Source organism: Catenibacterium mitsuokai (genome assembly GCF_025148785.1).
Taxonomy (GTDB): Bacteria; Bacillota_I; Bacilli_A; order Erysipelotrichales; family Coprobacillaceae; genus Catenibacterium; species Catenibacterium mitsuoka.
This window is the reverse complement of record NZ_CP102271.1, coordinates 519,424-535,387: the sequence shown is the minus strand read 5'-3', so window position 1 is coordinate 535,387 and position 15,964 is coordinate 519,424. Positions and strand designations below refer to the sequence as shown.

Annotated in this window: 18 protein-coding genes; 2 read left to right on the top strand and 16 right to left on the bottom strand. The window is 34.5% G+C overall.

Features of this window, described 5'->3' with window-relative positions; genetic code table 11:
- Positions 1–107: 107 nt before the first annotated feature.
- The 16 genes from NQ499_RS02620 to NQ499_RS02545 form a co-directional block, all read right to left on the bottom strand.
- Entirely contained in the window at positions 108–911 is an 804-nt protein-coding gene (locus tag NQ499_RS02620; RefSeq protein ID WP_040390164.1) for a zinc ribbon domain-containing protein, read from the bottom strand.
- A 6-nt stretch (positions 912–917) separates the two neighbouring features.
- Positions 918–1,421, bottom strand: coding sequence for a thioredoxin family protein (locus NQ499_RS02615; protein ID WP_006506752.1), 504 nt, complete (start codon positions 1,419–1,421; stop codon positions 918–920).
- 76 nt (positions 1,422–1,497) lie between these two features.
- Positions 1,498–3,024 (bottom strand): 2,3-bisphosphoglycerate-independent phosphoglycerate mutase, encoded by a 1,527-nt coding sequence (gene gpmI / locus NQ499_RS02610; RefSeq protein WP_006506753.1) that lies wholly within the window; start codon positions 3,022–3,024, stop codon positions 1,498–1,500.
- 77 nt (positions 3,025–3,101) lie between these two features.
- Positions 3,102–3,497 carry a hypothetical protein gene (locus NQ499_RS02605; protein ID WP_040390165.1) on the bottom strand — a complete coding sequence of 132 codons (396 nt, stop codon included), beginning with the start codon at positions 3,495–3,497 and terminating at the stop codon, positions 3,102–3,104.
- 48 nt (positions 3,498–3,545) lie between these two features.
- Complete coding sequence (gene ftsX / locus NQ499_RS02600) at positions 3,546–4,454, bottom strand: permease-like cell division protein FtsX (RefSeq protein ID WP_006506755.1); 909 nt, start codon at positions 4,452–4,454, stop codon at positions 3,546–3,548.
- The gene (gene ftsE, locus NQ499_RS02595) at positions 4,442–5,134 is read right to left on the bottom strand and encodes a cell division ATP-binding protein FtsE (RefSeq protein WP_040390170.1); all 693 of its coding nucleotides are present in this window, start codon (positions 5,132–5,134) and stop codon (positions 4,442–4,444) included. The genes ftsX and ftsE overlap by 13 nt, the downstream gene beginning before the upstream one ends.
- 70 nt (positions 5,135–5,204) lie before the next feature.
- Positions 5,205–6,101, bottom strand: coding sequence for a YitT family protein (locus NQ499_RS02590; RefSeq protein WP_006506757.1), 897 nt, complete (start codon positions 6,099–6,101; stop codon positions 5,205–5,207).
- Positions 6,094–7,209 carry a peptide chain release factor 2 gene (gene prfB / locus NQ499_RS02585; protein ID WP_006506758.1) on the bottom strand — a complete coding sequence of 372 codons (1,116 nt, stop codon included), beginning with the start codon at positions 7,207–7,209 and terminating at the stop codon, positions 6,094–6,096. Before prfB ends, NQ499_RS02590 begins: the two co-directional genes overlap by 8 nt.
- Positions 7,209–9,851, bottom strand: coding sequence for a preprotein translocase subunit SecA (secA, locus tag NQ499_RS02580; protein WP_006506759.1), 2,643 nt, complete (start codon positions 9,849–9,851; stop codon positions 7,209–7,211). Before secA ends, prfB begins: the two co-directional genes overlap by 1 nt.
- 67 nt (positions 9,852–9,918) lie before the next feature.
- Positions 9,919–10,329 carry a phosphoribosyltransferase gene (locus tag NQ499_RS02575; RefSeq protein ID WP_006506760.1) on the bottom strand — a complete coding sequence of 137 codons (411 nt, stop codon included), beginning with the start codon at positions 10,327–10,329 and terminating at the stop codon, positions 9,919–9,921.
- Between the two features lie 221 nt (positions 10,330–10,550).
- Positions 10,551–11,687 carry a DEAD/DEAH box helicase gene (locus NQ499_RS02570; RefSeq protein WP_040390167.1) on the bottom strand — a complete coding sequence of 379 codons (1,137 nt, stop codon included), beginning with the start codon at positions 11,685–11,687 and terminating at the stop codon, positions 10,551–10,553.
- 234 nt (positions 11,688–11,921) lie between these two features.
- Positions 11,922–12,038, bottom strand: coding sequence for a putative holin-like toxin (locus NQ499_RS02565; RefSeq protein ID WP_238319897.1), 117 nt, complete (start codon positions 12,036–12,038; stop codon positions 11,922–11,924).
- Between the two features lie 300 nt (positions 12,039–12,338).
- The gene (locus tag NQ499_RS02560) at positions 12,339–12,611 is read right to left on the bottom strand and encodes a hypothetical protein (RefSeq protein WP_006506762.1); all 273 of its coding nucleotides are present in this window, start codon (positions 12,609–12,611) and stop codon (positions 12,339–12,341) included.
- On the bottom strand, positions 12,598–12,984 hold the full coding sequence (locus NQ499_RS02555) for a hypothetical protein (RefSeq protein WP_006506763.1): 387 nt from the start codon (positions 12,982–12,984) through the stop codon (positions 12,598–12,600). The genes NQ499_RS02560 and NQ499_RS02555 overlap by 14 nt, the downstream gene beginning before the upstream one ends.
- A 161-nt stretch (positions 12,985–13,145) precedes the next feature.
- Positions 13,146–13,262, bottom strand: a complete 117-nt coding sequence (locus NQ499_RS02550; RefSeq protein ID WP_259848589.1) for a putative holin-like toxin — start codon at positions 13,260–13,262, stop codon at positions 13,146–13,148.
- Between the two features lie 263 nt (positions 13,263–13,525).
- Positions 13,526–13,723 (bottom strand): type II toxin-antitoxin system HicA family toxin, encoded by a 198-nt coding sequence (locus NQ499_RS02545; RefSeq protein WP_006506764.1) that lies wholly within the window; start codon positions 13,721–13,723, stop codon positions 13,526–13,528.
- A gap of 458 nt (positions 13,724–14,181) precedes the next feature.
- Here NQ499_RS02545 and asnB point away from each other — a divergent pair, with 458 nt between their 5' ends.
- Both asnB and NQ499_RS02535 read left to right on the top strand, forming a co-directional pair.
- Positions 14,182–15,765 carry an asparagine synthase B gene (gene asnB, locus NQ499_RS02540; protein ID WP_006506765.1) on the top strand — a complete coding sequence of 528 codons (1,584 nt, stop codon included), beginning with the start codon at positions 14,182–14,184 and terminating at the stop codon, positions 15,763–15,765.
- Positions 15,766–15,792: 27 nt separating this feature from the next.
- The gene (locus NQ499_RS02535) at positions 15,793–15,939 is read left to right on the top strand and encodes a hypothetical protein (RefSeq protein ID WP_006506766.1); all 147 of its coding nucleotides are present in this window, start codon (positions 15,793–15,795) and stop codon (positions 15,937–15,939) included.
- The last annotated feature ends 25 nt before the right edge of the window (positions 15,940–15,964 follow it).

Here is a 15,964-nt window from a genome sequence, read left to right as displayed (position 1 = left end):
ATATATTACTATGTCATGAGAGAATCTATATAAAACAGTCTATTTGACTGGAATTGGCACGAAAAAAAGGAAGCATGCGTTTTGCATACTTCCCTAAGGAATACTCGTTAGCGAGCAAGAGAATGATTTCCTTCTGTCTGTGCTTTAAATTGTGATTGGTATTTATTCCCCGGGTAAACGACTAGAGATACTTGACTATCATTGATATAAGCACCTAAACCATAGTGACCTAGGAATTTTTTATTTGTTTCAAATTCTTCTTTTTTACCATTGAAAGCTTTCATCAGCTTATTGTATGTAGGCTGATCAATGACTGTAGTAATCAATTCTTTATTTTCAACTTGCAAAAGATCGTTGAAGTTTTCACAATTATCTTTTGTGATTGTTGTCTTAATTGTATCAGTCTTAGAACGATTGTATGTACGTTTCAATACAATCTTTGTATTGTCATCTATACGCGCCTTGCAGGTAATAGTCGTATAGAGATCATTATTCGAATAAACAGTATAATCATAAGTTGCAGTAAATGTCTGCCCATATTGTTTTTCTAATGATTTCTTATAAGACTCAGCCGGCTTGATGAATGTTTCCGCATTTGAAAACTTCTTTTTAAACGCTTTAGAAGAATCAAAGTGATAGACTTCTTCTCCTTCTGTTTTCTTTAATTCACCTAATTCATAGAGGTTAGTCTGAGGAAAATTAGATGTAATTGACTTTCCTGTAAAGAACTGACTATAGAATATAATAGCCATAGGAAGTGCAACTGTAAGTAACATGATAACAAGATAACCTTTCATCATACGACCTAGAATAGAAGTACTTCTTGGTGGATTTCTTTTTAAATCATAACCACAATGAGGACAGAAATGATCTGTGGGTCTGATCTCTTTATGACAGTGTGGACATTTCATAGTTTACTACTCCTTAAAATAATCATTCATAAATACTTTGAATTCTTTAATGAATTCTTTTTTCTTTTTAATCTGTTTACTACGATCCTTGATAGAATAATAGTCTTCATCAAGATACTGATATTTTTTCTGTACCTGTCCTTGTGATATAACTTCTAGTGTCGGTGTCCAATTAAAATCAAATGTCTTATAAAGATTCTTATAGAACTCTTTCTCTTCTTTTGTGCCATCTTCTTTTAATGACGCATCACGATATGCTTTGATATTTAGATAATAAACACCTTCATTAGGATGATTATTGAGATAGTCTTCAAGGATGGGTCCAAAAGCCTGACAGTCTCCACAATCAGGACGACCAAGATAAAGTATGAAAGAAACATCTTCTTCCATCACTTTCTTTAATTCTGCATATTGTATCTCTTTAATACCTTTTACACTCTTTTTTTTAACTGAAGATGTACTACAGCCTAAAAGTATCAAGGAAAGGCATAAAATGAGTAATTTCTTCATTTTGATTTCTCCTTTCGACTATATTAACATAAATACAAAAAAAGCGAAACTAAGATGTCTCGCTTTAATAGTTCAATTATTTAATAAGGCTTGTACCATCCATTTCTTCTGGGATAGCAAGTCCTAGAAGCTGTAACATAGTTGGAGCTAAGTCTCCAAGTTTTCCGCCTTCTTTTAATTCAAGGTGAGAATTTGTTACGATTAAAGGTACATCATTTGTAGTATGTGCTGTGAATGGGTTACCTTCTTCATCAAGAAGTCTTTCTGCGTTACCATGGTCAGCAGTGATTAACATAGTACCACCAAGTTCAGCAACCTTTTCATATACTTCACCAACACAGTCATCAACAACTTCAACTGCCTTGATAGCTGCAGGAATGACACCTGTATGACCAACCATGTCGCAGTTAGCGAAGTTAACAATAACAACATCGAATTCACCAGAATCTAATTCTTCGATTAACTTATCTTTTACAAGGTAAGCACTCATTTCTGGCTGTAAATCATAAGTAGCAACCTTAGGTGAGTTGATTAAGTCACGCTTAGCACCTTCGATTTCCTTATCTTCTCCACCATCAAAGAAGAATGTTACATGGGCATACTTTTCAGTTTCAGCAATTCTTAACTGCTTTAATCCCTGAGCTGATACATAATCACCAAATGTATTAGTTAATTCTGGTAAAGCGAATGCGACATGACCATTTACTGAATCAGCATATTTCATCATACATACGAAGTAAATACCATTTCTCTTTGTAGCAGGTGTATATCCTTTATCAGCATAGAAATCAGGGTTTGTCATAACAGTTGCAAGCTGGATTGCTCTGTCTGGACGGAAGTTAGCGAAGATGATTGAATCGTTATCTTCAACAGCACCATCTACAGCTGAGTTGTATCCTGGTACAACGAATTCATCAAATACTTCTTCAGCATAAGAATCTTTTACAAACTGTACTGGATCAGTGAAGCTGTTTCCTTTATGATCAACAATTGCTTCATAAGCTAAGTTAACACGATCAAATCTCTTATCACGGTCCATTGCATAGTAACGACCTGAGATAGATGCGATTTCACCAACACCGATCTTCTTCATTTCTTCAGCAAGTTCCCCAACGAAATCTACAGCTGAATCAGGTGCTACGTCACGTCCATCTAGGAATGCATGTACATAAACCTTAGTTAAACCAGCATCTTTAGCAAGCTTTAATAATGCATAGATATGTTCATTTGAAGAGTGAACTCCTCCGCTAGATAATAATCCCCAGATATGTAACTTAGAATCATTCTTCTTAGCATTTTCTACTGCTTCTACAAATTTTTCATTTGTGAAGAAAGTACCTTCATCAATTGCCTTATTGATTAAAGTAAGTGACTGATAAACAGTACGTCCTGCACCAATATTCATATGACCAACTTCTGAGTTACCCATCTGTCCTTCAGGTAAACCAACAGCGTTACCACAAGCTTTAATAGTTGTAGTAGGATATATTGCCATTAAATCATCAAGATTAGGTGTATTAGCAAGTTTTACTGCGTTACCATCAACTCTATCAGTTAATCCGTAACCATCCATAATACATAAAACAATAGGTCTTTTTTTCATAACTTTTCATCCTCCGTATACTCCAAAGATAATAGCATTATCTACTTTGAAATTCAATAAGCATGATTTAAAAAAAATCAATTTAAACCATAACTTTCTAAGAGGTCTTCACCAAAAGAAATCAGATGTTCTATATCAATATCTTCTTCTCCTCTTTGTGAATAAACGATAATCACATGATCATGATACTCAAAGCGGTTACAATGAATTAATGCATTAATATCCTTACTCATAGCAGGAAGATAATTAATAAACTGATTTTCTTTCATCTTTCTTAATAGAATACAATAATCTGCCAAAGCAAGTTCTAGATGCAATATTGTACGCATACGATCCTTATTTAAAACAGCTTCTTCGAGTATGCCTTCTTGTAAATCAATCTTTTTCATATGATTCAATACAACCTTTACATTTGATATAGAACCATCTAGCGCTTCCATATAACATTTCTCTTTGAGATCTCTTTCCTTCATGATCATCACCTCACTCTTATTCTACAAAAAAACTGCACATATGTGCAGTTATAATTTCAAGAATTTACGTACTGAGAAGAATGAACCAATTAATCCTACAACAGCACCAAGTAGTGCTAAGAATGCACCTAATTCCCATACAAGTGGATAAGGTGGTACAAATGTGATCAAGTTAGAAGACATCAATGATGTCATTGTCACATAGGCAAACTTATAACCATAAGCAAGGATAATTAAAGGCACAATAGAACCAATAAGTCCAATAAAGATACCTTCTAACATAAATGGAATACGGATATACCAGTTAGAAGCACCAACCATTCTCATGATTGAAATTTCAGTTGAACGAGATGTAATAGTGATTTTAATTGTATTTGCAATCATAAAGAGTGCTACTACAATTAAGGCAACCACAAAGATAGCTCCGCCATTACGTACTGATTCAAGGATATCTACTAATTTATTTGTAGAAGAACCACCATAAGTGACTTCTTTTACATAAGGGATATCCCCAATCTTTTTCGCAACCTTATCAAGATTCTTCGCATTCTTGACTTCTACAATATATGCATCACCAAGAGGATTATCACTACGATAGTTTTCAAATAACTGTTTTGAATTTTTATCCTGAGATGCAATTAATTTGTCTAACTCTTTATCTTTACTAGAATAATTAATCTTCTTGATACCAGTTAATTTATTGATTTCATCACCAACAGCTTTACTTTGTTCATCAGTAGCACTACGGTCTACCTTCACATAAATATTCAAGCTATTTTCAATATTAACAGTCATATGATTCACATTAATAGCAATGACTGATACAACACCAATCAAAATCAACGTAATAGTAACTGCAAAAATAGATGAAATAGACATCACACCGTTTCTCCAGATATTCTGGAAAGCAGTTTTACAATGCTTAGGCATTGCTTTCAATTCTTCTACGAATTCCATGACTGATAACCTCCTAAACTTGTATCTGTTGTGACACAACCATCTTCAATAAGAATAGTTCTCTTCTTATTTCTCTGAACGATTTCACGGTCATGTGTAACAACAAGTACAGTTGTTTGACGGACATCATTGATTCTTTCCAACAATTCAATGATTTCCTGAGATGTATCAGGATCTAGGTTGCCTGTTGGTTCATCCGCAATTAAAACCTTAGGCTGATTGACAATAGCACGCGCAATCGCTACACGCTGCTGCTGTCCACCTGATAATTCATGTGGGAACGAATTCGCTTTGTTTTCTAGACCTACAAGTTCTAGTACATTACGAACCTTTTTTCTAATTTCAGTTTTTGGTGTATTAGTTACTTCTAGCGCAAAGGCGACATTTTCAAATACTGTCTTTTTTGGCAGAAGACGATAGTTCTGGAATACAACTCCAATTTTACGTCTAAAAAATGGGACTTTAGAGTTCTTAATACGAGACACATCGGTACCATCCACAAGAACTTTACCTCTTGTAGCTTTTTCTTCACGATAGAGGAGCTTGATAAATGTTGATTTACCAGCACCAGTAGGACCGATGACATAAACGAATTCGCCGACATCGATTGTAAGTGACATGTCATTTACTGCACGTACGCCAGTTTTATATACTTTTGTTACGTTTTCAAGTTTAATCATTTCTTGCATATCATCACACTCCTTTGTTTCCCCATTATAACACATACTCATTATAATACATGCTTTATTTTTAATTTTCTTTAGAAGACCATCTCTCTAAGTTAACATTCGGTAATGTGAATCCTCTACCATTGACACTATGTACTTCGCTTGTAATTTCAAAAGCTTCTGGATCCATATTTTGAACAATATCATGGAAAGCCGCATATTCACGACGATTAAAAACAACCATGACTGCTTTAGAATCATTTTTCATAAATCCTGTTGTGATATTTAAGAAAGTACATCCTCGATCTAAGTCTTTCATTAAAGATTCCGCAATTTCTTCATATTTTTCTGATACAACGATAACCTGGATGTTATTTTGTCCAAGTAACATCATCTTATCAATAATATATGTAGAAATAACAACAGTAATAATACCATAAAGGATTTCTTCAACATCAGAGAATGGAATCTGAATAATTAAGATAATAATATCAAAGATATTAATTAATAATCCTAATGCAAGCCCTGTATATTTATTAACAAGTAATGGTGGAATATCCATACCACCTGTACTATATCCAAGTCTTAATACGAGTCCTAATCCAACACCAATAAGGAATCCTGCATAAACAGCTGCAAGTAAAGTATCCTTAGTCAAATGTGTTAAATAGTAACTCTTTTCAAATATAGCAAGGAAGAATGGGAATGCGAATGTAGAAACAAGTGTTCCCACCGCAAACTTCTTTCCTAATAAGAAATATCCAGCAATAAATGCAATAACGTTGATTACAAGTACAAGTGTTGATAAATGAACATAGAACACATAATGCTGGAATGCAAGGGCAAGACCTGAAACTCCACCAAGGATAATCTTAGCAGGTACTGCAAAACCGGCAGTACCTAAAGCCATAATGGCATTCCCTAACATCACTAAAATAAAATCAATCACTAATTTCTTTGCAGAATGCATTTTACTCATTACTTTTCTCCTTTACTTGAGATCTTAAATAAGCATAAATAAGATCATCAAGCTCACCATCTAATATTTTCTTTTGATCATTTGATTCATAACCTGAACGGTTATCTTTGACCATAGAATAAGGATGAAGAACATAAGAACGGATCTGTGATCCCCATTCAATATTCTTCTTTTCACCTTGAATTTCAGATAGTTTTTCAGCATGCTCTTCCTGCATTAATAAATACAATTTACTCTTCAGCATCAACATAGCCTGTTCTCTGTTCTGTAACTGAGAACGCTGTGACTGACAAGAAACAACTGTATTAGTAGGAATATGAGTAATACGGACTGCTGAATCAGTTTTATTAATATGCTGTCCTCCAGCACCGGATGCACGATATGTATCAATACGTAGATTCTTTGGATCAATCGTAATCTCAATATCATCATCTAATTCAGGTGAAACTTCTACAGACGCAAATGATGTATGTCTTCTCTTTGATGAATCAAACGGTGAAATACGTACAAGTCGATGAACACCCTTCTCTGCTCTTAAATGACCATACGCATTATAACCAGTAAAACGGATAGAACATGATTTTAATCCTGCTTCATCACCTGCAAGATAATCATCAACGTCAACCTTCCATCCTTTCTTTTCGCCATAACGTATATACATACGCATAAGCATCTCAGCCCAGTCCTGAGATTCAGTTCCTCCAGCACCTGGATGAATTTCTACAATCGCATTCGAATGATCATATTCCTGATCAAACAACAATGTCTTTTCAAACTCATCCAAATTCTTATGGAACGTCATATAATCTTCTTCTAAAGAAGCCATAAAGTCAGGATCTTCAGTATCCTTAACATATTCATAAACTTCCATGAGTTCTTTATAGCTTGCTTCTAAAGAAGCGTCTGTATCAGCCACTTTCTTCATTTCATTCAGATGCGCATATACTTTAGTCGCATGTGCCTGATCATCCCAGAAATGTTCGTCCATTGTCTGTACAGTTAATCCTTCTATTTCTCTTTTTAATACTTCAATATTCGCAGAAACATATAATTGGTCTAATAATAAACGGGCGTCTTCCAGCCCGTTTTTGATTTCATATAATTCCATTATTTAAATTCAAGTTCAACCTTAATTTCTGGAATGTTCATTTCTGCTTCTGTACCAGGACGGATACCCATATGGACAATGTTACGAGCAATTTCCTGAGAAATAGATTTTGTCATCTCTTCGAACATATAGAAACCTTCTTCTGTATATTCCTGAAGAGGATCACGCTGTGCATAAGCTCTTAAATAGATACCATTTCTAAGTTTCTGCATTGCATCAATATGGTTGATCCATGTATGGTCAATGATACCTAAAAGAACACGGCGTTCATAATCAAGTTTTACTGAATCTTCAAGATCCTTATTGAATCTGTTTTCATAGCTCATGAAGACGACTTCACTCACAGCATCAATCACCTTCTGAGGATCATTCACTGCTACGTCAGGATTCTTAGCAACTAATTCACTTAATAACATGTAGTTCTTACCAACATAGCTTAAGAATTTTTCTACATCTACAACTGGCTTCTTACCTTCATTATTAGTGAACTTAGGAATATCTAGTTCGATTGCTGTTAAGAATTCACCCTTGATGATTTCTGATAAGTCTTTAGAACGCATGATATCATCTCTTTCTTTATACATGATTTCACGCTGCTGACGCATAATATCATCATATTCTAGCAACTGTTTACGCATATCGAAGTTCTGACCTTCAACACGCTTCTGAGCAGTTTCAATAGACTTAGTAATCATCTTAGATTCAATGGCTTCATCATCCATGAATGAATCAGTGAGAGCTTTAATCTTTTCACTTGCAAATCTCTGCATCAATTCATCTTCAAATGATACAAAGAACTGTGAACATCCTGGGTCACCCTGACGACCAGAACGTCCTCTTAACTGGTTATCAATACGTCTAGATTCATGACGTTCAGAACCAATAACCATTAAACCACCAATTTCAGCAACACCTTCACCGAGTTTGATATCAGTACCACGACCAGCCATGTTAGTAGCGATTGTAACAGCACCCTTCACACCAGCTTTAGCGATAATAGCTGCTTCTTTTGCATGGTTCTTAGCGTTTAATGTATTATGCTTAATACCTTTTGCGCTTAACATCTTAGATAAGATTTCAGATGTTTCTACTGCAACTGTACCAAGAAGGATTGGCTGACCATAAGCATGGCGCATTTCTACTTCTTTAATAATAGCTGCATATTTAGCATTCTTGCTTGAGAATACTAAATCTGGTTTATCATCACGAATAACAGGCTTGTTTGTAGGAATAACAACGACTCGCATGTTATAGATCTGACGGAATTCTTCTTCTTCAGTCTTTGCAGTACCTGTCATACCAGCTAACTTATCAAATAATCTGAAGAAGTTCTGATAAGTAATTGTTGCAAGTGTAACAGTTTCTTCTTTAATTGGTACACCTTCTTTTGCTTCAATAGCCTGATGTAAACCATCAGAATAAGCACGACCTGGCATAACACGTCCAGTAAACTGGTCAATAATCATAATAGAAGCATTTCTAATATCATGGCTGCCATCTTCTGTTGCAATCATATATTCAATGTCCTTAGTCATTGTATAGTTTGCTTTAAGTGCCTGGTTGATATAGTGTACTAATGCAGTATTTTCTGGATTATATAGGTTTTCTACATTAAATGCCTTTTCTGCTTTCGCAATACCATCAGGTGTTAATGTACATGTCTTACTTTCAACATCTACCTGATAATCCTTTTCATTCTTTAAGCTCTTCGCAAAGTGGTCAGCAGATACATACATAGAAGCAGTCTTCTTCTTACCACCACTGATAATTAATGGAGTACGTGATTCATCGATCAAGATAGAGTCTACTTCATCGACTAATGCATAATGTAATGGACGAAGTACTTTATCTTCATAGTTAGTCACCATGTTATCACGTAAGTAATCGAATCCTAATTCAGCATTTGTAGTATATGTAATATCACATGCATGCTGTTTTCTCTTATCATCTGCATCTAGTTCTCTTTCATTTAAACCAACAGTCAAGCCTAAGAACTTGAAAACCTGACCATTTAATTCACAGTCACGACGTGCTAAATATTCGTTAACTGTAACAACATGAACACCCTTACCATCTAAGGCATTCAAATAAACTGGGAAAATAGATGTTAAAGTTTTACCTTCACCTGTTTTCATTTCTGCGATATCGCCATTATGAAGTGAAATAGCACCCATTAACTGTACTTTGAAGGCTTTGAGTCCTAGTACTCTGTAAGCTGCTTCACGTACAACTGCAAAGGCTTCTGGTAAAATATCATCTAATGTTTCACCCTTTGCAAGACGATCCTTAAAGAACTGAGTCTGAGCACATAGTTCTTCATCGCTCATCGCCTGTGCCTGAGGTTCTATCGCAATAATTTCATCTGCCTGTTTTTCTAATTTACGTAGAATAGAACTGTCCTGTGAGAAAATACTCTTAATACGGCCAGTAATTCCTTTTTTCTCTTTCTGTGGTGTTGTAGAGAATGGTAATGGTTTTGCATCTGTCTTGATATCATCAAATGATTCTACAATGATATCATCTCCACGACGATCGCCTAAATCGACGATTTCAGCGTCTGCAGCGAGTTCCTGATGCTCCATTCCTTCCTTTTTTAACTTTTTCTTAACTTGTTTTCTAATTTCTTGTTTTTTACTAGGCATGATGTGTCTCCTTTCAATACAAAATCGTATACATTATATCATACATATAGCAAAAAACAAAAGCATTTTATATACTCCTTGCTTGTTTAATTATTCCCAAGTTTACAAGGTATTTCTCTTTTATTGCGAGGATCAATATTTCGATTTTCTGGGGCTTTTCTTTTTCAATTAATTTAAGACAAGTCTTAATGGTTTCTCCAGAAGTCATCACGTCATCTAATAGAAGTATTTTCCTATTTTCAAGGAATAATCCACCCCTTAATCCAATCACATCACGTATCCCTGCTCTTTGCGTATAAGACTGGTCACTTTGTTTATAATCCACTTTCTTATAGAGTCCATTGAAAACATGAGAGTGAATTGTCATTGCAATGGCCTGGTTGGGAGCAAAACCACGCACATCATTCGCCTTTGACGCACTTGGTGCAACAACAATCAAATAATCCTTATAGCGTCTTTGTAGTTCTCTTTTGTACATATCTAAGAAAGCATCCTTTAAGGCATAATCATATTGTCCCTTATAACGAAAAAGCAGGGTACGGAAGAAATCATTGTAAGCATATAATATGCGTAGCGGATAACCTTGAAAGTTTGTCTCAATATCAATTCTCTTAAATAAAGATAAACAGGAGGAACAGATACAGTGATGGGAAAATAATTGATGAAAAGAAGATGTTTTAGATATAGAGGATAAACAGATCAAACAGACATCCTGTTGAGAGATTGAATGGTTTTGATACATCCTTTCATTGCCTTTGAATAATGGTTATCTATTAATAATATTCTTCCATCCTCATATCCTATTTTTCTTCCTACTCTTCCCGCAATCTGTATCAATGTTCTTTCATCAAATATACGATCTCCTGCTTCTAATACAATCACCTGTACATCCTCTATTGTGATTCCTCTTTCTAATATCGTTGTGGTGATTAAGACATCTAATAATCCTTCTTTAAAATCCTTTGTATATTCATTTAAATAAGGAGACTCTGAACTCACACCCTGTACTTTATATGTATCCCTTAACAAGTCTGCATAGTATTGTGCATCACTTTTTCTAGGTACATAAACAAGTACTCTAAGGTGCGTTTCTAATAGTTTCTTAATCCAATATTTCAAGGATATGAGCCACAAAAATTGAGGAATGATATAAATATGAGGAACAGGCAGATCATGACCATGGTAGCGTCGATTCATGATCATGACACATTCATCATGAATATCTTCCTCAAGTAATGTAGCGGATAATTTAATATACCTTTTAGAGGCATGATAAAAGATAGAGTTCAATACATCATCTCCATAAAAAGGAAATGCATCGGCTTCATCCATAATAATTAAATCAAAAGGAGAAGATACAAATCGATAGAGCTGATGGGTAGTACAAATGATTAAGGGGGCATCATTATTCTCTTGATAGCCCCCATATAGAAGACCAATGGTCAGATGAGGAAAATCCTTCTGGATTCTTTCATGTAATTCTATACACAATTGTCTTCTAGGGATTGTGAAACATACGCGTCCCCCTTTTTCAATCACATGCTTGATGATCGCATAAGAGATTTCTGTTTTACCAGAGCCACATACAGCAAGGACAATAGAATTCGTGGCATTCTCATAATTCGTGATCAGTTGTTCAGAGATGAACTGCTGGCGGGACGACAAGGTAAAAGAAAGATGATAGGACGCATCAGTCATTATTAAAGGAGTCGTATGTATTGGATAAGATTCATCTAAATAAGTACGTCCAAACGCTATACACTTTCTACAATAAGGTCTCTTATTGATATAGCTGATATAGTGTTCATCCTCATTACCACATACAGGACATTTCACAATCACCACCTCCTTTGGTCCTCTACTTACCTATACACTTAGAAGATGGTTTTTTTCTCAAAGAAATTTAAATTTTTTTCAAAAAAACTATGAGCATCGCTCATAGCTACAAATATTGACTTTAGATTTGGTCTAAACTATAATAAAAACGAAAGAAGGAACAGCCAGTAAGCGGCTGTCCTTGGATTTATTTTGGTAAGTAACTACCTCAAACTTTTCCTAGGAGCGAGGTAGTTACTTTTTTTCGTTCTTATCAATAATGATAAGAAGTAATCTAACAACAAATGTCAATAAAGATATGATCAGTGTTAAACATGTTAACATAATCATGATTACTTCATACGTTGTCATTAGGCATCACCTCCGTTTTCAACTTAAGAGAAGAATCACGAAGGGTTGCGTACCTTCGTCATAACGACCAAGGATAACCACCTACCGTATACGGCTGTTCCACGCATAAATTACATCATAGGATTCTATCTGCCAAGATAAGTAATCAATTATTACATTTTCATAATAAGCCACAACCTATCGGTAGAAATACAGCATAAAACAACCCCTAAGCCATTGTACTTGCTTAGAGGTTGTTTCAATTTTTTTATTGTCTATAAAACGCAGAAGAAGCATTAATATGTTGTTTTCAGCATAGAATTAACAATCAACCCACGTAATATCATTTTCTATTTCCCAAAAAGTCTTTCCATCAAAAATTCTATCTGATAAAAAATCTTCCACAGGATAATTATTGTTGTCACCTTTCCATTTATAGTCCTGACCGTTTTCTTTCATTTCGTAGAGCACTAACTCTAATATATCATTTTCTATCCACCCTTCTAGAAAATATTTTGTATCATTATATAGGAACCACAATTCATCACCATAATGTATATGATCTACAAATTCCTGAACATTACCATTTTTCATATTGAGGCACTCCCTTAAAAAACTTTTTGTACTTTTCATGCTCTTCTTTTGTTATAAGATGGACAGGTCGAATTTTAAAATTGTCTCTTTCTAAATAATCATGTACATGCAATATATTATGTTTTCTGTCCCCGTGATTTATTGCAGGTTCTGGATGATAAGCTATCTCTTTGATTAAATAATGATTTTCGTCATATATTCTCATTTCATAAAATGTACCACCTGGTTTTAACTTAATATATGCTGTACTTGAATAAGATTCCTCTAACAAACCATTCTTTCCACTCAATACTTTAACACCTTCTATTTTATCAATACTTTCATAAGTATAATCCACATTATTGCCTATTGCAAAAGTTCCTCTTCCGCTCATACTATCTCATAACTTATGAGCATCGCTCATAGCTACAAATATTGACTTTAGATTTGGTCTAAACTATAATAAAGACGAAAGATGGAACAACCAGTAAGCGGTTGTCCTTGGATTTATATGTTTGAAATAACTACCTCAAACTTTTGCCGAGAACGAGGTAGTTATTTTTTTGCATTCTTATCAATAATGATAAGAAGTAATCTAACAACAAGTGTCAATAAAGATATGATCAGTGTCAAACACGTTAACATAATCATGATTATTTCATACGTTGTCATCAGGCATCACCTCCGTTTTCAACTTAAGAGAAGAATCACGAAGGGTTGCGTACCTTCGTCATAACGACCAAGGATAACCACCTACCGTATACGGTTGTTCCACGCATAAATTATATCATAGAAATCTATCTGCCTGGATAAGTAATCAATTATCACGATTTCATAATAAATCTCAATTTATTGGTAGAAATGCAATATACAAATAACCTCTAGGCTATTCGTCTAGAGGTTATTTTCATGCTTAAGTTATGTGAATAGTGACGTTAATCATCTACCTTTAAATCATATTCCCTAATAAGTCTACGAGCAATCATCTTATTCACATGAGTCCTCTTAATAGTGATAGTACGCTCACCGTTAGAGTAAATACAATGGTCCCCTTTTGCATGTCTAAGGAATCGATAACCATTGTTTTCTAATATTCTTTTGAATTCTATGATGGAATACGTTCTTGCTTTCATGGTCTTTCCTCCTTGTCTATCTCTATTCTACCACATTTATAATCTTTAATGATTTTTTTACATATAACGACATATTTAATCACAAATTAGCATATATGCTAAATTACGATTAATTTTTAACACTTCTATAAGAATTTATTATTGCATTGACTAAATCTTTGTACTATACTTAAACCCAACAAAGGCGAAGACGAGGAGAGTAATCTATGACAGAGACTCTAGCGAGTAAGTGATGGTGGAAGACTTACAGTTAAGTGATAGATGAAAAACACCTCTGAGCTGTCTACCCAAAGCATAATGCAAGTAGGCTAGAACGTTCTTTCAGCGACGTTACCGCTGGCGGGTATCGCATGCTCTTTGAAGTATGTCTGTACTTAGTTATAGACTCAACGACTTAGTAAGATACTCGCACCACAAAGCGAGTTTTTTTTGACTCAAGTATAGGGAGGAAGATGTAAATGTGTGGTTTTTTAACAGTAGGTTCTAAAGAACTAGAAATTGATGTATTTGATGAAGCTTTAGGAAAGATTGAAGGCAGAGGTCCAGATATGGTCGAGACGTATCGATTATTCGATAAGACTTTTGGTTTTAATAGATTAGCTATTATGGATTTAAGTGAAAAGGGTATGCAGCCTTTTTCTGATGATCATACTATTGTGGTATGTAATGGAGAAATCTATAACTATCCAGAATTAAAGAAGAATATTATGGATGAATATACTTTTAAGTCTTCGAGTGATTGTGAAGTATTAATTCCTTTATATAGAAAATATGGTTTAGATACACTTGTAAGATATTTAGATGGTGAATATGCATTCTGCTTATATGATGCATTAACTGACAAGATGATGGCTGCAAGAGATCCTATTGGTATTCGTCCGATGTTTTATGGATATACTGAAAAAGGCACTATCGCATTTGGTTCTGAAGCCAAAGCTTTAATGCCTGTCTGTAAAGAAATCATGCCTTTCCCACCAGGACATTATTATGATGGTGAGAAGTTTGTATGCTTCAATGATGTGGCTGATGTGAAATTAATGCATAATGATGATGTAGAAACTATCGCCTTGAACCTACGTGTTAAATTAATTGAAGCCGTTAAGAAGAGATTACAGAGTGATGCCCCTGTTGGTTATTTATTATCTGGTGGTTTGGATTCATCTTTAGTATGTGCGATTGGTCAACGTATTACTGATATACCTATCAAGACATTTGCGATTGGTATGGAAACAGATCCAATTGACTTAAAGTATGCGAAAGAAGTAGCTGAATTCCTAGGTACTGATCATACAGAAGTGATCATGACTAAAGAAGATGTACTTGGTTCTTTAAGAGAAGTCATCCGCACATTAGAAACATGGGATATTACAACTATTCGTGCAAGTATCGGTATGTACTTATTATGTAAATATATTCATGAACATACTGATTTAAAGGTCATTTTAACAGGAGAAGTCAGTGATGAATTATTTGGTTATAAATATACAGACTTTGCGCCTAGTCCTGAAGAATTCCAGAAAGAATCTCAGAAACGTATGCGAGAATTATATATGTATGATGTATTAAGAGCAGATAGATGTATTAGTGCGAATGCCTTAGAAGGTCGTGTTCCTTTCGCAGATCTTGATTTTGTAGATTATACAATGCGTATTGATCCAAAGAAGAAGATGAACACATACAACAAAGGTAAATATCTCTTAAGACATGCTTTTGAAGGTTTAAACTATCTTCCTCATGATATCTTATTTAGAGAAAAAGCAGCTTTCTCTGATGCTGTTGGACATTCTATGGTGGATTATTTAAAAGAATATGCTGATTCACTCTATACAGATGAAGATGTTAAAAATGCTAAGGATAAATATCCTTACTGCACTCCATTTACTAAAGAATCTCTATTATATCGTGATATCTTTGAATCTTATTACCCAGGAAAAGCCAAATGGATCAAGGACTTCTGGATGCCTAACAAGACTTGGGAAAACTGTGATGTCAATGACCCAAGTGCGAGAGTACTTAAAAACTATGGTGATTCCGGAAAATAAGGTTATAATAAGAATGAGGTGATGATTATGTTAGGCACATTATTATCAATGGTGTTCTTTCTCGCATTTCTTCCATTTATTCTTATGTACTATATCTTTAAGTGGAGTATTAAGGTTGTAATCTATCTCATTCTTATCTTCTTTGCATTAGGATTACTATTAATGTTTCTATAAGACTATGATTTCATAGTCTTTTTTT